The following is a 20,991-nucleotide window of genomic DNA, read 5'->3' on the forward strand; positions in this document are numbered from 1 at the left end:
CCTGAACGTCTTCACAGTCGTCGGAACCGGGTTTCTGCGGCAGCGCGTGAGTCCATCGTGCCGATCCTGGACAAGTCGTAGGAAAGTTATCCACACGGTCGGGGCGGGAAAGCCGGTCCCGCCATAATCGAAGGCATGACCGCCGACCGATCGGATGATGTGACGCGCTTCCTGACGGTCGGCGACGCCGCCGAACTGCTCAAGGTGGCGCCAGGCGACGTCGTCGGCCTCATCGAGACCGGCGAACTGCCTGCCATCCGCGTCGGCCGTCCTGGGGCGTGGCGTATCGAGCGCGTGCAGCTCGAGGAATACATCGCAGCGATGTATGAGGAGACGCGGCGGCGTGCGGCGTGGGAGCAGTCCGATCTGGCGTCGATTCCTGAACTCTCCGGCGGACGCGTCATCTGGCCCGACCGGGACTGACATCGCCCCGGCTGGTGCGCGTCAGACCCGTAGCAGGATCAGCGAGGCCATCGGGACGATGCGCGTGCCGCGCACGTTGCTGGGGCGCCGCGGCGAGCCGGGATCGTGCAGCGCCAGATCGAAGTGATCCCTCGCCACCCGGTCGATCGTCCCGTGCAACACCCCCGACCGCGTGGTGACCGTGAGCGGGCTGCGTCGCCTGGCGAGGTCGCGCAACGGGAAGGCGAGGCCGAGCCTGTCGATCAGGCGAGGGGCGGCATCCGGCGTGCGCGAGGCATCCGGGTCCGGTTCAGCGTGCAGACTGTCGGCGACCTGACCGTCGTCGAGCCCCACGGAGGCGATGGCCTCCAGCGGCACGAGCGCCCGAGTGGATGCCGCGCGCACGCCGGTCCCGTTTCGTTCGTCCGCCACAAGGTCGCCGGAGACCCAGTCCCGGCCGAACGTCACCGGGAGCAGGCGGACGGTGCTTCCGTCGGCCAGCCAGAGGCTCAGCGGTGCGTGTCGTCCCTCATCGATGCCGGATGCCGCGCGCATCCGGTTGCGCAGCGACAGCCGCCCGAGCCTCAGCCGTTCCTCTTCGACCCGCAGCTCGAGGTCTTCAACGCCGAGTTCGTGTTCGAGCTGGCTCTCCAGGTCGTCGAACAGGTTGTCCCAGCGCATGAGAAGCCAACGTAGTGCGGCGAGGCGCATACGCGAAGGGATTATCAACAGGGCACCAACGCCGTGGACCGAATTGTCTGGCCGCTGGTTGAGTGACATGCCAAACACCCCCGAAGGCGGGGTGGTGGCGCATCCGAAGCGCCGTGTACGCCTGCCTTCGCGACCGCCAAGGCACCCGACCGCAGGGAGTACCGATGAGCCAGGCAACGCTGCCGCTTCCGTCGCACGACGACCCAGGGGATGTGCGGCAGGCGTCGGGAGGCACGACGTCGCACAGCCGGGTGCCGCTCAGTCACGGCCTCGGCGACGACTTCTTCATGGCGCAGCCGTCGCGCCGAGCCGAGTTGCCCGATCCCGAGCCGCTGCTGACGAACCTCGCGCGATGCATCCTCGAGGTGCTGGCCGGCGCACGCGAACTGGAACAGCTGAACCGCTGGGTCACCGACGAGGTCTATGCAACGCTGTTGCACCGCACGGTGCTGGCCGAGCGCGCCCGGCGGGTGAAGGGCCTGAAGGCGGTGCGGCCCGCGCTCAGCGTGCTCAGCACGCACATCAGCGAACCGCGCGACGGTGTGGTCGAGGCCACGGTCGTCGTGCGCAATCCGGTCAGGGTGCGGGCCGTGGCCATCCGCCTCGAGGGGCTGGACCGGCGCTGGCGCGCCTCCGCCATCAGCGTGCTCTGACGCGCTTACACGGTCAGCGGCGGCGGCGCTCCTGCGCGCGACGCTCCGCGCGGTTCATCGGCTCCTGGTCCGTCTCCGCACGCTGGCCGAACGCGCCTCGCGAGGCGCTCTGCTGCTGTTGCTCGGCCACGGCCTCCTCCTGCGCGGCGATCTGGCGGCGGCGCGCGCGCTCAGCACGCTCAGTTGCGGCACGCTCCACCTGTCCACGCTGGTTGCGAACCTCCACGCTGCCGTCGTCGCTCGGAGCAGAGTAGCTGAGGCGCTGCTGCTCGTCCGCGGCGGGTGCGAGGCCCTTCGCCTCCACCTCTGTGATCTCGCCTGCAGCCTGCGTGACCTCGACCTCGAGATTGAACAGGAACCCGACCGACTCCTCGCGGATCGCGCCCATCATCTGCTGGTACATCGCGAAGCCCTCGCGCTGGTACTCCACGAGCGGGTCGCGCTGCGCCATCGCGCGCAGGCCGATGCCGTCCTTCAGGTAGTCCATCTCATAGAGGTGGTCGCGCCAGCGACGGTCGATCACCGAGAGCACGACCCGGCGCTCGAGCTCGCGCATGGCCGGGGAACCGAGCTGCTCCTCACGGCGCTGGTAGGCGAGCCGGGCATCCGAGAGCACCTCGCGCTTCATGTATTCGCGATTGACCCTGCCCTTGTTCCCCACCTCGGCGATGACCTCGTCGATGGAGATCCCCACCGGGTAGAGCACCTTGAGGTCGGCCCACAGCGCGTCGAAGTCCCAGTCGTCGGCACTGGCCTCTGCGGTGTGCTGGTCGATGACCTCGGTGATCACGTCTTCGAGGAACTGCTGCACCCGCTCGTGCAGATCGTCGCCCTCGAGGATGTGCCGCCGGTCGTTGTAGATCGCCTCGCGCTGCCGGTTGAGCACGTCGTCGTACTTGAGCACGTTCTTGCGGATCTCGGCGTTGCGCGCCTCCACCTGTGCCTGGGCGGAACGGATGGCACGGCTCACGACCTTGGACTCGATCGCCAGGTCGTCCGGCACGTTGCTGCGCCCCATCAGGCTTTCGGCGGCACCCGCGTTGAACAGCCGCATCAGGTCGTCGGTGAGCGAGAGGTAGAAGCGGCTCTCGCCCGGGTCGCCCTGGCGCCCGGAACGTCCGCGCAGCTGGTTGTCGATGCGCCGGGACTCGTGTCGCTCGGTGCCGAGCACGTAGAGACCGCCGACCTCGATGACCTTCTCCGCCTCTTCGGCCACCGTCGCCTTGACGCGGTCGAAGACGGCGTCCCACTCCGCCTCGTACTCCTCGGGAGTCTCGACCGGGTTGAGGCCGCGCGCGTTCATCTCGGCCACGGCGATGAACTCGGCGTTGCCGCCGAGCATGATGTCTGTTCCACGGCCGGCCATGTTCGTGGCAACAGTGACGGCGCCGAGCCTTCCGGCCTGCGCAACGATGGCAGCCTCACGCGCGTGGTTCTTCGCGTTCAGCACCTCGTGGCGTACGCCCTTCTTCGCCAGAAGGCGCGAAAGGTACTCGCTCTTCTCGACGCTGGTCGTGCCTACGAGAACCGGCTGGCCCTTCTTGTTGCGCTCCAGGATGTCTTCGGCGACCTGCAGGAACTTGGCCTCCTCGTTCTTGTAGACGAGGTCGGGCATGTCCTTGCGGATCATCGGCTTGTTCGTCGGGATGACCACGACGCCGATCTTGTACGTCGACATGAACTCGGCCGCCTCGGTCTCGGCGGTACCGGTCATGCCGGACAGCTTCTTGTAGAGGCGGAAGTAGTTCTGCAGTGTCACCGTGGCAAGCGTCTGATTCTCGGCTTTGACCGGTACGCCCTCCTTGGCCTCGATGGCCTGGTGGATGCCCTCGTTGTAGCGCCGGCCCACCAGGATGCGGCCGGTGTGCTCATCGACGATCAGAACCTCGTCGTTCATCACGACGTAGTCCTTGTCGCGCTTGAACAGCGCGTTCGCCTTGATCGCGTTGTTGAGGAACGAGATGAGCGGCGTGTTGGCCGACTCGTAGAGGTTGTCGATGCCGAGATAGTCCTCGACCTTCTCGATGCCCGGTTCGAGCACGCCGACGGTGCGCTTCTTCTCGTCGACCTCGTAGTCCACGTCCGGCTGCAACCGTGTCGCAAGCCTGGCGAACTCGTTGAACCACCGGTTCGCCTCGCCGCTGGACGGACCGGAGATGATCAGCGGGGTGCGGGCCTCGTCGATGAGGATGGAGTCCACCTCGTCGACGATCGCGAAGAAGTGGCCCCGCTGCACCATGTCGGATGCCTGCCACGCCATGTTGTCGCGCAGATAGTCGAATCCGAACTCGTTGTTCGTGCCGTACGTGATGTCTGCCAGGTACTGCTCGCGGCGCTCGTCCGGCGTCTGCCCGGCCAAGATCACGCCGGTGGTCATGCCGAGGGCGCGGAACACACGGCCCATCAGCTCGCCCTGATAGCTGGCCAGGTAGTCGTTGGTGGTGACGATGTGCACACCACGGCTGGCGATGGCGTTGAGGTAGGCCGCCGTCGTGGCGACCAGCGTCTTTCCTTCACCGGTCTTCATCTCGGCGATGTTGCCGAGATGAAGCGCCGCGCCGCCCATGATCTGCACGTCGAAGTGCCGCATGCCGAGCGTTCGCACAGCCGCCTCGCGCACCGCAGCGAACGCCTCGGGCAGCAGGTCATCGAGCGACTCGCCGTTGCCGTAACGCTCACGCAGCTCCGCGGTCTCGTTGCGCAGTTCCTCGTCGGTGAGGGCTTGGAAGTCTTCCTCGAGCGCGTTCACGGCTCGGGCGTATGCCTCGAGCCGCTTGAGCGTGCGACCCTCGCCGACACGCAGCACCTTTTCGAGAACTGAGGCCACTGATGCACTCCAAGTGTTTTCGCGGGAGATGCCTTGAGGCATCCGTCGTCCCGGGTTGACGGTGCCGGCCCGCCGGACGGCAACGCCATTCATGTTACCGGGCTGTGACCTGGCGATGCCGGATGACCTCTGGGCGGTCGCTGGAGGTTCGCCGCAACCCGTCCACGCGTGAGCGCGAGGGAGGGCGCGTGCGTCGGCGCGCGCCCTCCCTCGCCTGAATCGATCAGACGCGGCCGAGCTTGCGCGAGGCGGTGGCCACCTCCTGCAACTCGTCGGCGTTCTCATCGAGCGCGATGACGCCGTAGTCCCAGCCCTTGCGGCGGTACACCACGGAGGGGCGCCCGGACTCCTCTTCGATGAAGAGGTAGAAATCGTGGCCGACCAGCTCCATGTAGTAGAGCGCGTCGTCGACCGACATGGGAACGGAGGCGAACACCTTCTTGCGGATGACCACGGGGCAGTACTCATCGGCTTCCTCCGCCGCTGCTGCCTCCTCCACCACGGGAACGGCGCCGGTGCGCACCTGCTCGAGCACCGTGACCGGGGCGGGCGTGACATCCACCCGGCCGAGGCCCACCGTGGACGCCTCCCGCACCGATGGCGGTCTGTGCAGGCCCCGATGGATCTTGCGGCGGTCCTTTGCGCGTCTCACACGCTCCAGCAGCCGCCCGATCGCCAGGTCGAACGCCGCGTACTTGTCGGCGGCTGTGGCCTCGGCGCGAACGACGGGTCCCGGGCCGACGAGCGTCAGTTCGACTCGGTCGTCGCCGTTCTGACCTCCGGACTTCTCGTTGTGGCGGGAGACCTTGATCTCCAGCGAGAGAGCTCGCTCGGCGAGCGAGCCGACCTTCGCGGCCTTCTCCGTCGCATATTCGCGGAAGCGATCGGTGATGCCTACGCCGAGTCCGAAGATGTTGATTTCCATGGCGACCTCCTGCTTCCAGTGCGGCCGTCGCCCGTACGGAAGGGGCGGCTGGACCGACACCTTTCCCCCTACCGTAGACCGGGCCTGGATGGATGTCACGGGCGACTTCATGGGTGTCCAGCAAGCGCGCGGATTGTGACGACGATCACCTCCGTCCATTGATCGAGCCAGGGTGACGACGCGGTGTTCTGGCCAGCACGGCGGCCCCGATGACGTGCGCGCCCGCGGATTCCAGTGCCCGCCTCGCCTCCAGGAGGGTGGCTCCCGTGGTGAGGATGTCGTCCACGAGCAGCACACGGCGTCCCGCGATCCAGCCGCGCGGCTCCAGCCACCCCGAGCGGTTCTGACGACGCGACGCCGCCGTCAGTCCCGACTGGTCCGCGGCCTGGCGCCTCGCCCTCAGCGCGGGCTCGGCCCGCAGCCCGGCGTGCTGCAGAAGCAGTCCGACCGGAGTGTAGCCGCGGGCACGGAACGCGGCGCGAGACGACGGAACGGTCACGAGATGCACGGAGCCCGTGGAAGGAGTCGAACCGAGAGCGTGCGCGACCGCCGACGCGAGAGACGGCGCCAGGTGCGCGCCGGCATCCGTTCGGCCACCGTCCTTGTAGGCGGCGAGCACTGAACGCACGATGCCGTCGTAGTCGTGCGAGTAGACGACGCGCAGGCCGTCGAGGTCGACCTCGCGGGCGACTGGGCGCAAGGCCCCGGCGCATGCGTCGCAGAGCGAGCGGTCGTGCTCGCCGCAGCCCGCGCACGTCGTGGGCGCGACGACCGCGAGCGCGTCGAGCAGCGCGGACCTCAGCCTGATTCCCGTCTGCATCGGCATGGGTCCAGAGTGGCCGCCGAGGCGTGCGTCACGCTGGTGCGCAGCCGCCTCGGCGGAAAGCCGATCCGGTGTCGAGGCTGGGGACGGAGAGCGGTCGGACGAACGGCGAGGAACCGCAGCCGGCCGTCGCCCAGCGTCACTGCGGCTTGCCGAGCTGCTGCCCGATGAACTGCACGCCGTCCGCGCGCTGCTGCCAGCCGGTTCCGCGCGGCCATTGCAGCGAGCCGTCAGAGGTGAGCACCCAGTAGTACGGCGTGGAACCGACCGGGCCCAGGCTGACGCCGTTGCTGGGACCGGGGGCGGGCTGCGAGTCGCCACCGACGGTCTGCACATCGATCGAGCTCTCCCCGCCTGATCCGGTGGCCAGGGCGCCGAGGGTGAGGTCGTCCAACCAGCTGAGGGAGGTCGCGGAGCCGCCGGCTACCGATCCCAGGTCGATCGGGGTGGCCACGCTCTCAGGCCGGCCGCTGGAGCTGCGCACCACCCCGGCCACCATGATGTCGGTTCCGGAGTCGGTGCGCACGAGCGCCGCGAGCCGCGTGCCATCGCGCGACATCGCGATCGCCACGAGCGAGCGGGCATCCGGCCAGGTCGCCGTGAGCGTCACCGGCGTACCCGAGGCTCCCAGCACCACGAACTCGGACGGCGCCCCGCTCGTGGCGCTCCATGCGTAGCCCTGCGGATCGAGCGTGGGAGCCACGAGGCCGGGCCTGGTGTCGAGTTGTACCGGATCATCCGTGTCGGCCCGCACCACCCAGCTGGCGTTCTGGCCCAGCACCACGGCCGTTCGGTGGTCGGCGGAGAGCGTCGCGGCACGTGGTGCGAGCTGTTCGACCTTGGTCGAGACATCGGGGATCTCCGTCACGGTTGCCCCGGAGAGCAGCCCGAACTTGCCGCCACGCAGTACGAGTGCGTTGGAATCCACCACCGGATTCTGAACGGGTTGCGGTGAGAGCGCGTTCGACACCGGGCGCTGCACGCCCTCGATCGAGATGCGCACGTTATTGATGCCGGCGACCGAGGCCAGCGATTCCGAGAGCTGCAGCTGCATGCGCGCGAGGGTGGTGGCATCCACCGCTCCGGCCGTGCTGTTCAGGTCGACATCGGCCTCGCCGCCGTTGACCGTGACCGAGTCGGAGGTGAGCTGCGATCCCTGCGGGAACGCACTGACGTAGGCGCCGGACAGCCAGCTCGCCGGGCCCTGCACCAGCTCCTTGACCACGCGCGTCTGCAGCGAGGCAGGTGAGTTCGGGAACCAGCGCTCGTCGGGCACCAGATAGGCGAGATCGGGGCTGAAGAAATAGAGCGGATGCGGCGCGAAGACGCTCGGGAACCGGGAGCTGTCGATGATGACACCGTTCGGTGCCTTGGCGATGCGCCACTGCCCGTCGTTCTTGACGAACGTGTACTGCTGCTGGATGCCCGTGGACGACTCGGCCCTGCTGTAGGTGCCGTCGGCGTCGACGAACGCAACCGGCGTGAGCGTGAGCATGATCTGGTTGCCGCCGGCGGGTTCGTAGTCGCGGTCGGAGCCGGTATCGACCGTGACCGATGCGTCGGGGTTCCACTTGCTGCGGAAGCTCGTCGCGAGGAAGTCGCGCGCCACCTGGTAGTCGCTCTGCGGTGACACCTGCGCCTGGATGAAGCCCTTCAGGATCTCGTCCTGTGTCGCCCCTGGCGCTGGCCCGCTGGGCAGGAAGTCCACCTGACCGAGTCCGTCGTTCTGGGCGCTGATCGGACCGACCTCTTTGACGGCACTGGTGCGCGGTATCTGCGCGCATCCGGCGATGAGCGCAAGAACGGCCATGGCGACGACGGATGCCCGCAGCCCGCGCCTGCGTCCCGTTCCGTTCGCCGCCCTCGTCGTGCCGTCGCCCCTCATGCCTTCACCGTCCCCTCGCGTCCGTTTCCTCGCCCGTCACGTCCGTTGGCGTGCGCGTCCTGCTTGCGACTGTCGCCGCGCCACCAGGCGTTCCGGCGTTCGCGGCCGGATGCCCGGCCGTTGCCTCCCGAGGTTCCGTTCCCGTTGTCGTCGCCGTCGTGCTGGGCACCGATCAGCTCATGGCCGATCGGACGGTCCTCCGCGTCGCGCGGGGCATCCGACGGTGCCAGCGGGATCGGAGAGGACGCGATCGGTTCCCCGGGTACACGAGGCAGGGTGAGGCGGAAGTTCGATCCCTCGTGCGGGCTGGACCAGACATCCAGCCACCCGTCGTGCTTCGCCGCATCTTCGAGCGAGATCGCAAGCCCCAGCCCCGTTCCGCCGATGGTGCGCTTGCGCGACGGGTCGGCGCGCCAGAACCGGTCGAACACGTGCGCGACCTCACGCTCGGTCATGCCGAGCCCGTAGTCGCGAACCGAGAGCGCCACCGCGGACTGATTGCTGTCCACCGTCACGACGATGGACTTGCCCTCGCCGTGCTCGATGGCGTTGCCGAGCAGGTTGCGCAGCACGCGGCGAACACGCCTCGGGTCCATCTCCACCTCGAAGTAGCCGCCGGGCGCCTCCAGGCGCACCTCGGAACCGTTCGTCACCGCCAGCGGCCGCATGTCGTCGACGGCTTCTTCGGCCAGCCGCACGAGGTTGGTGGGCTCGAGCTCGAGCACCACCGATCCCGCGTCGTACCTGCTGATCTCCAGCAGGTCGGAGAGCAGCCGGTCGAACCGCTCGACCTGCGCGTGCAGCAGTTCCGCCGTGCGGGCCGTGGCCGGTGGGAAGTCCTCGCGCTGGTCGTAGATCACGTCACCGGCCAGGCGGATCGTGGTCAGCGGCGTACGCAGTTCGTGCGAGACGTCGCTGACGAAACGCTGCTGCAGTTGCGAGAGCGTCGCGAGCTGCGTGATCTGCCGTTGCAGGGCATCCGCCATGCCGTTGAACGAGCGCGCGAGCGTCGCGAACGCGTCTTCGTTCGCGATCGGCATACGCACCTCGAGGTCGCCGTCCGCGAGCCGCTGACTGGTCTGCGCGGCGACGCGGATCGGGGTGACGATGAGCCGGACCACCAGGTAGGTGATGCCGGCGATGAGCAGCAGCAGCACGAGCCCGACGATGAGCAGAGTGTGCTGGACGAACAGGAGGGTCTGCTCGGAGTCCGACAGGTCGTAGCCGATGTACAGCTCGTAGCGGCCGGCGGAGGGCAGCTGCAGTTGCGATCCGACCACGATTCCCGGATGCGTCGAGCCGTCGGACGACGGCAGGGCGACCGACTGCGCGAACACCGAGTGCGGGGCCGACTGCACCGCCTTGCTCAGATCCTTGGTGATCACGTCACGACCTGAGCCGAACGTCGAGACGCCGACGGGGGCCGCAGCGTCGATCCCCTGGCCGGGGACGCGGAAGGATGCCACGAGACCGCTCGTCGTCGAGTTCTTGATGTCGCCGAACACCTGGAGGAACAGGTTGTCGATCGCTTCGGGATCGGTGGCGTCGGATGCATCGAGCTTCTTCTGCGCCTCGGTCGTGGCCCGAGCGGAGTCGTGGTACGCCTGGTCGAGCCTGGACTGATACAGGCCGTTGCCGACGATGAACGAGACGAGAAAGCCGGCGACGAGCACCGCGGCCCCCGTAAGAGCCACGGTCAGCAGCACGGTGCGGAACTGCAGCGACGTGCGCCACACATGCGCGAAGCGGGCGGGCCACTCCCGCCACCGTCGCCAGTCGACGCCGAAGAGCATGGGGCGACCGTCAGGGGGTGGCGCCGGCGCGGTAGCCGACACCGCGCACGGTCATGACGATCTTCGGGTTGTCGGGGTCTTCCTCCACCTTCGCCCGCAGCCGCTGCACGTGCACGTTCACCAGCCTGGTGTCGGCTTTGTAGTGGTAGCCCCAGACCTGCTCGAGCAGCATCTCGCGGGTGAACACCTGCTGCGGCTTGGAGGCGAGTGCGATCAGCAGATCGAACTCCAGCGGCGTGAGGTTGATGCGCGCCTCTCCCCTGCGCACCTCGTGCGCGGCCACGTCGATTTCGAGATCGCCGACGCGCAGGGTGTCGTCCGCGGGAGCGGAGACGTAGGGACGCAGCCGGGTGCGGATGCGCGCCACCAGCTCTTTGGGGTTGAACGGCTTGACCATGTAGTCGTCGGCGCCGGACTCCAGGCCCTTGACCACGTCAGCAGTGTCGGACTTGGCGGTCAGCATGATGATCGGCACGCCTGACTCGGACCGGATGCGCGAGCACACTTCGATGCCGTCCATTCCCGGCAGCATCAGATCGAGCAGGATGAGATCGGGTTTGGTCGCGTGGAAGCTGTCGATCGCGATGGCGCCGTCGGCGCAGAAGCTCGGCTCGAAGCCCTCGGTGCGCAACACGATGCCGATCATCTCGGCCAAGGCGGTGTCGTCGTCGACCACCAGGATTTTCGCGTTCATGCCAGTCAGGGGTCCTGATTCCTCTTCTGTGCCCGCGGAAGGCGACCACGCGGGCGAGACCATGGCACAAGAGTAGTCGACACGGTGCAGGGGTTCCCCGGAGCTCCACGCCGTTCCGTCGCCCCCTGTTCGGGCGTTGTGCCAGGATGAGTGGACTCCAGCATCGACTTCGGCGGCAGGTAATCAGCGGTGAGCGACTCCCACGATCCGGGTGCACCCGATCCGGATGGTCAGCGCCCGGGGGCCGAGGGCGAATCGCGACCAGCGTGGACGGCGCCTGCGTCGTGGGCGCCGCCGACGGCTCCCCCGGTGTACGGGCAGCAAAACGGGCAGCAGCCCGATGGGCGGCAAAGCTGGCAGCAGCCCCAGTGGGACCAGCAGGGTTGGCAACGGCCCGCGTGGCAACCCGCCTGGCAGCAGACCGAATCAGCCGGCCAGCAGCAGCCTGCGTGGCAGCAGCCAGGCGCCGCCGGCTGGACACCGCCGCCCAGACCCGGCCTTTTCCCGCTGCGGCCGCTTCCGTTCGGAACGCTTTTCGGCACACCGTTCCGGGTGCTGCGGCACAACCCGCGCGCCACGGTGGGCGGGGCGCTCATCGTGCAACTCATCTCCACGTTCGCGACGGTGCTCGTGGTGGGCCTCACGGCGGTCTTCGCCGTTCTGCGCATCGCGACGACCGATCAGAGCTCTCGCTCCGACGTGCAGCTGGTCACCGCGGGAAGCATCGCCCTGCTGATCGCGGCTCTGCTGGTCTCCGTGGTGATCTCGCTCATCGGCACGGCGCTCGTGCAGGGCCTCGTGGCCTCCGAGGTGTCGCGGGGGGCGCTCGGCGAGAGGCTTACCCTACGCGCACTGTGGCGCGCCACCCGGGGTCACCGGTGGCGGCTGATCGGCTGGACGGTGCTGCTGGCTGCAGGCGTGACGGCATCCTTCGCGCTCGTCGCTGCGGCGGCCGTCGCCTCTGCGGCAGCGGGCGGCTGGCTCGCGACCGTGCTCTTCGTCGTTTTCGCCTTGTGCGGACTCGCCGCGCTCTGGATCTGGATCGGAACGAAGACGGCGCTGACCCCGAGCGTCATCGTGATCGAGAAGGCGACAGTGTTCGCCGCGGTCGCGCGCTCCTGGCGCCTCACGGAGCGGTCGTTCTGGCGCACGTTCGGCACGCTCGCCCTGGTCGCCGTCGTGTGCTCGGTCGCCAGCTCGGTCGTCACGATCCCGCTGCAGACCATCTACTACATCGTGATCTCGGTGATCAGCCCGACCGGGTCGATCCAGACCGGCAACGCGATCGCCGTCACCGTTGTCTACTACGTGATCTCGCTCATCGTCGGCACCCTCATCGGCTCGGTCACCGCCGTGGTGGAGGCCGCGACCGCGACGACCGTGTACGTCGACCTGCGGATGCGCCGCGAGGGCCTCGACGCCGACCTGCGCCGGGTGGTGGACGAGCGCGCCGCAGGCATCCAGGATCCCCGTGACCCGTTCGCGACGCCCGCCTGGGCTGCCGCACGCCCGTGATCGGCGCGATCGTGCAGCTCGTGCCGGCCGCAGTGCTGGTGCGACTCGCGGATGCCCCGCCACTGAACCCTGACGGGCCCACGGCTCAGCAGTGGCTGCGGCACGAGCTGGCGAAGCCGGAGTATCAGGCGGCGAAGCCGACCTGGTTCGACCGGCTGGCGCAGCAGATCGCGGAGTGGTTCAACTCGCTCGGGTCCAACGTCACCGGCAACGCGGGCTGGATTCTCGCCGGCATCGGCATCGCCGTCATCGCCGCACTACTGGTCGGCGCGTTCGTCGTGTTCGGCCTGCCGCGGTTGCGAAGGCAGCAGCCGGCATCCGTCGTGTTCGACGAGGACGACGGCCGCAGCATCGCCGACCTGCGCAGGGATGCCGCCGACGCGGCGAGCGCGAGCCGGTATGAGGAGGCGGTGCGCGACCTGTTCCGTGCCGTTGCGCGCTCGCTGGGCGAGCGCACCATCGTGCTGCTTCTGCCGGGAACCACCGCACAGGAGCTCGCGATAGAGGCCTCGCTGGCGCTGCCGTCATTCGCCGACCGGTTGCATCGCGCCGCCGTGCTCTTCGACGGCGTGCGCTATATGGGACGCCCGGCGAACGCAGACGACTACACGATGCTCGTCGCGCTGGATCACGACCTCGCCAAGACCACACCACAGCAGACAGCACTCATCGGCGCGGACGTGTCGGCCGGCTCGCCGGGGGCTGGACGATGACGGCCACCGCGCTCTCGCGCACGCCGCGGCAGACCCTGAAACGGGCGCGCGGCTGGATCGTGCTCGTTCTCATCCTCGTCGTCGGTTCCGGCATCGCGGCGGCCGTGCAGCTCTCGTTGGCGTCGACGTCGACCGACCCGATGAGCGCGTCGAATCCGGCGCAGCAGGGCGGCCAGGCGCTCGCCCGCGTGCTCGCGCAGCACGGCGTCGACGTGCGCCCGGCCGGCTCGCTCGACGCGGCGCGTCAGGCGGCATCCGCCCGGGACGACACCACGGTGCTGCTCTCGGATCCGAATGACATCCTGGATGCCTCGCAGCTGCGAACGGTGCTCCGCCTCGGTTCGGAGGTGGTCGCCATCGACCCCGGATACGACCAGCTGACGACGATAGCGCCGGGCGTGACGCCTGCGGGCGACCAGGCATCCAGCTCCGACTCGCCCCGATGCTCGGTCGTGGCCGCGCAGAACGCCTCAACCGTCTCGGGCGTGCGCACGGCGTTCCGGGTGACCGGCGCTGCGACCGGATGCTTCCCGGTCGGCGGCCGCGCGTATGCCGTCGCGCAGACCCGCACGGGTGGCGCCACGGTGACCGCCGTCGGCGCCGGGCTGTTCGACAACGAGGGCATCGCGCGCGCCGGCAATGCGGCACTCGCCATCGGGCTCCTCGGTCAGCATCGAACGCTTCTCTGGTACCTGCCGTCCGAAGCGGATGCCCGCGCCACCGGCGCACCGACACTCGCCGAGCTGACGCCCGGGTGGCTGACTCCGGCGATCGTGCTACTCATCGCGGTGACCGTCGCCGCCGCGATCTGGCGCGGACGGCGCTTCGGGCCGCTGGTCGTGGAGAATCTGCCCGTCGTGGTGCGTGCCGGCGAGACCATGGAGGGGCGGGCGCGGCTGTATCGCACGGCAGCCGCGCGAACGCATGCGCTCGATTCGCTGCGCGTCGGGGCTCTTCGCCGTATCGCGTCGGTGTGCGGACTGCCGCGGAACGCGCACGCCGAGCACGTCGCGGCATCCGCTGCCGCACTCACCGGGTGGCCGGCCGAACGCGTGCGCGAGGTGCTGCTCGACGGCCGCCCGCAGACGGATGCCGAAGCCCTTCACTACGCGGCCCGCCTCGCCGACCTGGAGGCGGCGGCGCGCGCCGCCGCCCGCGCTACCTGACCGAACGTCGGGCCGCCGTCTCATGCCCTCCCCGTTCTGACGTCCCCGGCTAGGCTCGCAACGGAAACGCCCCACCCGCGCGAGAGAGATGCCGATGACCGACCCCACCACCGCCAGCCCCGACGTCTCGAACCGGGACGACGCACGAGCCGCATTCGCTGCGGTGCGGTCCGAGGTGGCCAAGGCGGTCGTCGCGCAGGACGAGGCGGTCACCGGCCTGCTGGTGGCGCTGCTCACCGGCGGTCACGTGCTGCTGGAGGGCGTGCCGGGAGTCGCGAAGACCCTGCTGGTGCGATCGCTCGCCGCTTCGCTGTCGCTCGGGATGAAGCGGGTGCAGTTCACGCCGGATCTGATGCCGGGCGACGTGACCGGATCCGTGGTGTACGACGCCAGGTCGGCCGCGTTCGTCTTCCGGCACGGACCGGTGTTCACGAACATCCTGCTGGCCGACGAGATCAACCGCACGCCGCCGAAGACGCAAGCGGCCCTGCTGGAGGCGATGGAGGAGCGCCAGGTCAGTGCCGACGGCGAGACCATGCCCCTTCCGGAGCCGTTCCTCGTCGCCGCGACGCAGAACCCGATCGAGTACGAGGGCACGTACACGCTCCCCGAGGCCCAGCTCGACCGGTTCCTGCTCAAGCTCGTGCTCGATCTGCCCGATCGCAATGCCGAGTTCGAGGTGCTGCGGCGGCACTCGGCCGGCTTCGATCCGCGGGCGCTGGATGCTGCAGGCATCCGTTCCGTCATCGACGCCGCCGGGGTGCTTCACGCCCGCGCCGACGTGCGCCGCGTGGCCGCGGGCGCCGACGTGCTGGCCTACATCGTCGACCTGGCAAGGGCCACCAGGCAGAGCCCGTCGGTGCGGCTCGGCGTGAGCCCGCGCGGTGCGACGGCACTGCTGGCGGCCGCCAAGGCATACGCATGGCTGGGCGGGTACGCCGGCGTCACGCCCGACCACGTGCAGGCGATGGCCCCGGCCGCTTGGCGGCACCGCATGCAGCTGCAGCCGGAGGCCGAGCTGGAGGGCGTGACGACCGACGGCATCCTGCGCTCTGTGCTGCAGCAGGTGCAGGTTCCGCTGTAGGACGAATCGGATGGCCGTCAGCGGGCGCTTCGCCGCCCTCCTCGCCGTGGGGCTGGTTCCCGTTGTGCTGCTCGGTGCGACCGCACCGGGGGCGTACCTCGCGCTCGCCTGCTGGCTCATCTTCTGCTGCGTGCTGGGCACCATCGACCTGCTGGCGGCATCCTCTCCCCGACGCGTGCTCTTGGCCAGGGTGCTGCCCGCCAACGTGCGCCTGAGCGAAACCACGTCGTGCGCGATCCTTGTTACCAATCTCGGCTCTCGGCGTCTGCGCGGCAGGCTTCGGGACGGCTGGGAGCCCTCGGCCGGAGCGTCTCCGTCACGGGTGCCGCTGGACATCCCGCCCGGCGAACGACGCATGCTCACCCTCGCCCTGACACCCCGCCGCCGCGGCACGCGACGCGCAGCGTTCGTCGCGGTCCGCTCCGCCGGGCCGCTCGGACTGTGGTCGCGACAGGCGACCCTCGCGTCCGCGGCGGAGCTGAGGGTGCTGCCGCCGTTCCATTCGCGCAAGCACCTCGCGTCGCGCATCGCCCGGCTGCGTGAGCTCGAGGGGTCGACGCCGGTCATGGTTCGGGGTGAGGGCACCGAGTTCGACTCCCTTCGCGAGTACGTCGCTGGCGACGATGTGCGGTCGATCGACTGGCGTGCCACGGCCCGCACGTCGACCACCGCCCGTGCGGGCTCCGGCATCATGGTGCGCACCTGGCGCCCGGAGCGCGACCGCCGCGTCGTGATCGTGATCGACACCGGCAGGGCCTCGGCCGCGCGCATCGCCGACGAACCCCGCCTCGACACGGCCTTCGAGTCCGCTCTGCTGCTCGCCGCTCTCGCCGATCGTGGCGGTGATCGCATCGACGTGATCGCCTTCGACCGGCGCGTACGGGCCCGCGTGACGGGGGCCAAGGGACCCGCGCTGCTCTCCCGGCTCGTGACGGCGCTGGCCGACGTGCAACCTGAGCTGATCGAGACCGATTGGTCTGCCGCTCCTGCGCAGGTGCGGGCCGTCACGCACCGGCACGCGCTCGTCGTACTGCTCACGGATGCCTCGGCTCCCGGCTCCTCCACCGGCCTCCTCGCCGCACTCCCGCAGCTCACTGCCACCCACACCGTGGTCGTGGCATCCGTGCGCGATCCCCGGGTGGCCGAGCTCGCCGCCGAACACGCCGACGTCGAGTCGTTCTACGGTGCTGCCGCTGCTGAGCGCGCCCTGCTCGACGCGGCGCGCGTGGCAGAGGCGGTGCGCCTCAGCGGAGCGGATGTCGTCAGCGCACCGCCCGCCGAACTGCCGCCGGCGCTGGCCGACCGGTATCTGCAGCTGAAGGCATCCGGACGTCTGTAACGGTCATACGACGTGTCGCGACATGCGGTGAAATCGGCCGCAGCGAACCTGGGAAATCCCTTAGCGTCGCTGATAGGCGCCGGGACGCATGTCCTCGTGTGGAGTCTGCCCGGGCCGTTTCGAACCGCAAAGGAAAGAGAAGATGTCTGAGTCAACTCCTGCGGCGGCCTCACCGGAGGCCTCCGTCTCTCCGTCTCTCGGCGCTCGCCTCGCGGCCGAAGCGTTCGGGACGTTCCTCCTGGTGTTCTCCGTCGTCGGCACGGCGATCTTCGCGGCCGGCTTCAGCGCAGGCAAGGGCGGGCTGAACGTCGGATTCCTCGGTGTCGCGATCGCGCTCGGCCTCTCCGTCGTGGTCGGCGCCTACTCGTTCGGACCGATCTCCGGCGGCCACTTCAATCCCGCCGTGACCCTGGGATTGGCGGCAGGCCGCCGGTTCCCGTGGCAGGACGTGATCGGCTACATCATCGCCCAGCTCGTCGGCGGAATCGTGGCGTCCAGCATCATCCTCTGGATCCTCACCGGGGCGAAGGATGCGAAGGGCGACTTCCTCACGATGCAGTTCAAGAGCGCGTCCACCGGTTACGGCGTGCTCTCGCCCGGCGGATACGGCTTCTGGTCGGTGTTCATCATCGAGATCGTGACGACCGCGTTCTTCCTGTACATCATCCTCGGGGTGACCCATGTGCGGGCGGCCGCGGGCTTCGCTCCGCTGGCCATCGGTCTCACGCTGACGCTGGTTGCGCTGATCGCCATCCCGGTGTCCAACGGCTCGTTCAACCCGGCTCGTGCTCTGGCGACTGCCATCTACGGCGGTCCAGATGCCATCGCCCAGGTCTGGGTCACGATCGTCGCGCCCATCATCGGCGCGCTGATCGCCGGCTTCACATTCCGGCCGCTGTTCGACGGCATCCTGAAGCGCTGACCGGCACCGCCTGCGCATCCAGACTGCACGCCCGCTCCGAGACTGTGGGAATCACCCGCTGTTTCGGGGCGGGCGTGCAGTCTCTCGATGGACAGGTGCTCACGAGTTTCACCCGGCGACGAGGCGACGGGTTGCGGCATCCGCATCGTCGAGGTCGCCGGTCTCCCCGGCCAGAACCGCACGGCGCCCGAGCACGAGCATGTAGGCGAGGAAGGCCGCCAGCGCCAGCGCTCCGATCGTGATCTTCGCCCACACGGGGAGCGCGGACGGCGTCACGAAACCCTCGATGAGGCCGGAGCAGAACAGGCTGATCGCGGTGCCGACGGCGATCGCGAACAGCGCCCGGCCCTCCTGCGCGAGCGCCTGGCCGCGGGTGCGGGCGCCTGGTGCGATCCACGCCCAGAAGATGCGTAACCCGGCGGCCGCGGCGACGAAGAGAGACGTGAGCTCGAGCATCCCGTGCGGCAGGATGTACGAGAACAGCACGTCTGTGCGGTCGTAGTGCACGAAGATGCCGGCCGCGACCCCGAGGTTCACCGCGTTCTGCAGCAGGATGTACGGCACGTACACGCCGAGGATGCCCGTGGCGATGCTCTGCGCCGCCAGCCACGCGTTGTTCGTCCAGACCTGACCGGCGAACGACGCGGCGGGGTTGCGCGAGTAGTAGTCGATGAAGTCGTGATTCAGGTACTGCTTCAGGTCCATCGTGCTGCCCACCGAGGCCAGCGCCCGAGGGTCGCCGACGAGCCACCACGCGGCCAGCGCCGCCACCAGCACCGTTCCGAGCGCGACGCACAGCGTCGCCCAGCGCACCCGGTACAGGGCCGCGGGCAGCGAGATCACGAAGAACCGGGCGATCGCACCGGCCGCACCGGAACGCGCGCCGGTGAACCGCAGCCGCGCCCGTGCGATCACGGTGGCGAGCCGGTCGGTGTAGGCGCTGTCGCCATCCGCCGAGCTCAGCGCCGACAGCTGCGTGGTCGCCACCTGGTACGCGGCGATCAGCTCATCGGATGTCTCGCCGTCCAGCCGCCGCCGTCGCGCGAGCGCACCGAGCCGATCCCATTCGGCGCTGTGGGCTGTGGCGTACGCGTCGGCATCCATGCTGTTTAGATGGTAGCCATGACGGGCAAGGCGGCGGGCACTGCGCGAGCCGCCGATCCGGCACCGATTCGCTACGCCGACACGGTGTTGACGCAGTACGGCGACGACGACCGGCAGCTCATCGGCGAGGCCGTGGGGGTGGATGCCCGCTCGGCCAGCTTCGTGCTGCGTGCGGCGGGCGTCATCATCGACGTGCTCGCCACGTACGCCGTCGTGCTCTTGCTGTTCTGGGCGCTCGCCGCGGCCGGCAAGGTGCTCGATGCGGCGGCGACGGCCGCCATCCAGGTCGTCATCGTCGCCGTCATGTTCGTGATCGTGCCCACGACCGTCGAGACGCTCAGCCACGGGCGCAGCCTGGGCAAGCTGGCGATCGGCGCCCGCATCGTGCGCGACGACGGTGCAGCCGAACAGCTGCGTCACGCGTTCGTACGTTCGCTCGCCGGATCCATCGAGATCTACCTCACGTTCGGCGGCGTCGCCGCCGTGGCAGGCCTGCTCAGCCCGCGCTCGAAGCGCATCGGCGACCTCCTCGCCGGAACGTACTCGCAGCTGCAACGGATGCCAGCGCCTCCTCCCCCGCCGCTCCCGCTGCCCGCGTACCTGGCGGGCTGGGCGACGGTTGCGGATGTCGCGGCCCTGCCACCCCGGCTCGCCCGGCGCATCGCGGAGTTCCTCCGGCACGCCGCGACCCTGACACCGGATGCCCGCGCCCGCGTCGCCACGGATCTCGCCCGCGAGGCATCCCCCTTCGTCTCCCCCCTTCCGAACACCGATGCGGAGTCGTTTCTCGTCGCGATCGCCGCGCTCCGCCGCGACCGCGAGTACGCCGCACTGATGGGCGAGCGTGCCCGGCTCGAGCGCGTCGAGCCGGCTCTCACCGCGCTGCCGCCGGGCTTCCACCGCCGCGACTGAGCCTTCTCCCGAGCACGAACAGGAATTCCCGTCCGAAGTGGTCGCTCACGCTCAGGGATAGCGACACATTCGGACAGGAGGTTTCCCGGGGTCCACGCTTTCCTGTCCGCGGTTGTCGTTTCCGCGGGCGGTAACGGCAACCGCGGACAGGAACTTACGCCGGACGCCGGACACGCGAGAGGGCCCGCGGGGCTGGACCGCTCGCCATCTCCTGAGTTAGGCTTGTGAGAGTTAGGTAAGCCTTACCTACTACGAACCTCGCTGACCAAGGCGAGAGTTCGAGACAAACGGGCATCGCCGCCGACGGCATCTTCGGCGCCCTCCTGCGGGCGGGCATCCGTGCTGCCGCTGGCTGCGCCGACTCTGGTCGATCGACTGGCCCGACCCCATTCACGCATCCGGATCACCCGACCCGAAGGACAGCATGACCCTCCGCGCCTCGTTCGCCAATCGCACGTCTGCCCGCTCCAGCGCGCCCCGGCGGCGATCGCGGCTCGCCGTCGCCAGCGTGCTCATCGCCGCCGCTCTCATACTCACCGGCTGTTCCGCGACGACCGGCTCGGCGACGAACGACGCGGAGAAGGCATCCGGTCCCTTCCCGGTGTCGCTGAAGAACACGTACGGTACGACGGTCATCCCTTCCCAGCCGAAGCGGGTGGCGACGATCAGCTGGACGAACCAGGACGCCGCCATCGCGCTCGGTGACATCCCGGTGTCGATGTCGAAGGCCACCTACGGCGACGACAACGGCGACGGCGTGCTGCCCTGGACGGCGGAGGCGCTGAAGAAGGCCGGTGCGAAGACGCCGCAGCTGAACGACGAGAGCGACGGCATCCCGTACGAGAAGATCGCAGACTCCGCACCCGACGTCATCCTCGGCGCCTACTCGGGCCTGACGAAGCAGGAGTACACGACGCTCAGCAAGATCGCCCCGACGGTGTCGTACCCGAAGGATGCCTGGGGCACGCCGTGGCGTGAGACCACCCTCATCGACGGCGAGGCGCTCGGCAAGAAGGCTCAGGCGCAGAAGCTGATCGATCAGACCGACGCCAAGATCGCCTCGGCGGTCTCGAAGTACCCGCAGATCAAGGGCAAGACCGTCATGTACGTCTGGGTCGACCCGAAGAACCTCGGCACCATCACGTACTACACGCCGAACGACGCCCGCGTGCGGTTCCTGAACGACCTCGGCCTGAAGAACGCACCGGCGATTCAGAAACTGTCCAAGGGCAGCACGCAGTTCTTCGGCACGATCAGCAGCGAGGAGGCCGACACGCTGGATGCCGACATCGCGGTCATCTACGTCGACAACGACGGCTCGTTCGACCTGATCAAGAACGACCCGCTGCTCAGCAAGATCCCGGCGGTGAAGCGCGGCTCCGTCGTCGAGCTGAGCAACACGACCGACATCATGGCGACCTCGGCGCCATCCGTGCTCTCCATTCCGTGGGTGCTGCCGAAGTTCGTGCCTGAGCTGGCCCAAGCCGCCGACAAGGTCCGGTAGGACAGCGACGGATGTCCGC

The 20,991-nt window shown here is 69.0% G+C and carries 18 protein-coding genes; 10 read left to right on the forward strand and 8 right to left on the reverse strand.

The window, feature by feature from the left end:
• The first annotated feature begins 135 nt into the window (after nt 1-135).
• Nucleotides 136-423 (forward strand): helix-turn-helix domain-containing protein, encoded by a 288-nt coding sequence (locus tag ACYVI5_RS03615; RefSeq protein ID WP_460531142.1) that lies wholly within the window; start codon nt 136-138, stop codon nt 421-423.
• Nucleotides 424-444: 21 nt separating this feature from the next.
• Here ACYVI5_RS03615 and ACYVI5_RS03620 read toward each other — a convergent pair whose 3' ends face one another.
• Nucleotides 445-1,083, reverse strand: a complete 639-nt coding sequence (locus ACYVI5_RS03620; RefSeq protein WP_460579022.1) for a hypothetical protein — start codon at nt 1,081-1,083, stop codon at nt 445-447.
• A 194-nt stretch (nt 1,084-1,277) separates the two neighbouring features.
• Between ACYVI5_RS03620 and ACYVI5_RS03625 the strand changes: the two genes are divergently transcribed.
• Nucleotides 1,278-1,766, forward strand: a complete 489-nt coding sequence (locus ACYVI5_RS03625; RefSeq protein WP_460531077.1) for an Rv3235 family protein — start codon at nt 1,278-1,280, stop codon at nt 1,764-1,766.
• A 13-nt stretch (nt 1,767-1,779) separates the two neighbouring features.
• On the opposite strand, the gene secA is transcribed toward ACYVI5_RS03625, so the two are convergent.
• The 6 genes from secA to mtrA all read right to left on the reverse strand — a co-directional run bounded on the left by secA (nt 1,780) and on the right by mtrA (nt 10,713).
• Entirely contained in the window at nt 1,780-4,593 is a 2,814-nt protein-coding gene (secA, locus tag ACYVI5_RS03630; protein WP_460579023.1) for a preprotein translocase subunit SecA, read from the reverse strand.
• 223 nt (nt 4,594-4,816) lie between these two features.
• A complete protein-coding gene (gene hpf, locus ACYVI5_RS03635) occupies nt 4,817-5,518 on the reverse strand; it encodes a ribosome hibernation-promoting factor, HPF/YfiA family (protein WP_440293991.1) in 702 nt (233 codons plus the stop codon).
• Nucleotides 5,519-5,663: 145 nt separating this feature from the next.
• Nucleotides 5,664-6,344, reverse strand: a complete 681-nt coding sequence (locus ACYVI5_RS03640; protein WP_460579024.1) for a ComF family protein — start codon at nt 6,342-6,344, stop codon at nt 5,664-5,666.
• 136 nt (nt 6,345-6,480) lie between these two features.
• Nucleotides 6,481-8,226: a GerMN domain-containing protein gene (locus tag ACYVI5_RS03645; RefSeq protein ID WP_460531066.1), complete on the reverse strand. Its 1,746-nt coding sequence runs from the start codon at nt 8,224-8,226 to the stop codon at nt 6,481-6,483.
• On the reverse strand, nt 8,223-10,019 hold the full coding sequence (gene mtrB / locus ACYVI5_RS03650; RefSeq protein WP_460531063.1) for an MtrAB system histidine kinase MtrB: 1,797 nt from the start codon (nt 10,017-10,019) through the stop codon (nt 8,223-8,225). The genes ACYVI5_RS03645 and mtrB overlap by 4 nt, the downstream gene beginning before the upstream one ends.
• Nucleotides 10,020-10,029: 10 nt before the next feature.
• Entirely contained in the window at nt 10,030-10,713 is a 684-nt protein-coding gene (gene mtrA, locus ACYVI5_RS03655; protein ID WP_460531060.1) for an MtrAB system response regulator MtrA, read from the reverse strand.
• 189 nt (nt 10,714-10,902) lie between these two features.
• Between mtrA and ACYVI5_RS03660 the strand changes: the two genes are divergently transcribed.
• From ACYVI5_RS03660 to ACYVI5_RS03685, 6 genes are all read left to right on the forward strand, one after another.
• On the forward strand, nt 10,903-12,228 hold the full coding sequence (locus tag ACYVI5_RS03660) for a hypothetical protein (RefSeq protein WP_460579025.1): 1,326 nt from the start codon (nt 10,903-10,905) through the stop codon (nt 12,226-12,228).
• Nucleotides 12,225-12,941, forward strand: coding sequence for a DUF4129 domain-containing protein (locus ACYVI5_RS03665; RefSeq protein ID WP_460579026.1), 717 nt, complete (start codon nt 12,225-12,227; stop codon nt 12,939-12,941). The genes ACYVI5_RS03660 and ACYVI5_RS03665 overlap by 4 nt, the downstream gene beginning before the upstream one ends.
• Nucleotides 12,938-14,107, forward strand: coding sequence for a DUF4350 domain-containing protein (locus tag ACYVI5_RS03670; RefSeq protein ID WP_460579027.1), 1,170 nt, complete (start codon nt 12,938-12,940; stop codon nt 14,105-14,107). The genes ACYVI5_RS03665 and ACYVI5_RS03670 overlap by 4 nt, the downstream gene beginning before the upstream one ends.
• 94 nt (nt 14,108-14,201) lie before the next feature.
• On the forward strand, nt 14,202-15,191 hold the full coding sequence (locus tag ACYVI5_RS03675; RefSeq protein ID WP_460579028.1) for an AAA family ATPase: 990 nt from the start codon (nt 14,202-14,204) through the stop codon (nt 15,189-15,191).
• Between the two features lie 10 nt (nt 15,192-15,201).
• Nucleotides 15,202-16,530 carry a DUF58 domain-containing protein gene (locus tag ACYVI5_RS03680; protein WP_460579029.1) on the forward strand — a complete coding sequence of 443 codons (1,329 nt, stop codon included), beginning with the start codon at nt 15,202-15,204 and terminating at the stop codon, nt 16,528-16,530.
• Between the two features lie 142 nt (nt 16,531-16,672).
• Entirely contained in the window at nt 16,673-17,452 is a 780-nt protein-coding gene (locus tag ACYVI5_RS03685) for an MIP/aquaporin family protein (RefSeq protein WP_460579030.1), read from the forward strand.
• Nucleotides 17,453-17,560: 108 nt separating this feature from the next.
• Here the strand turns inward: ACYVI5_RS03685 and ACYVI5_RS03690 are convergent, their stop codons facing one another.
• A complete protein-coding gene (locus tag ACYVI5_RS03690; protein WP_460579031.1) occupies nt 17,561-18,556 on the reverse strand; it encodes a stage II sporulation protein M in 996 nt (331 codons plus the stop codon).
• A gap of 9 nt (nt 18,557-18,565) precedes the next feature.
• On the opposite strand from ACYVI5_RS03690, the gene ACYVI5_RS03695 reads away from it, so the two are divergent.
• Both ACYVI5_RS03695 and ACYVI5_RS03700 read left to right on the forward strand, forming a co-directional pair.
• Nucleotides 18,566-19,468, forward strand: a complete 903-nt coding sequence (locus tag ACYVI5_RS03695) for an RDD family protein (protein WP_460579032.1) — start codon at nt 18,566-18,568, stop codon at nt 19,466-19,468.
• A gap of 424 nt (nt 19,469-19,892) precedes the next feature.
• A complete protein-coding gene (locus ACYVI5_RS03700; RefSeq protein ID WP_460579033.1) occupies nt 19,893-20,972 on the forward strand; it encodes an iron-siderophore ABC transporter substrate-binding protein in 1,080 nt (359 codons plus the stop codon).
• The last annotated feature ends 19 nt before the right edge of the window (nt 20,973-20,991 follow it).

Source organism: Humibacter ginsengisoli, assembly GCF_054780095.1.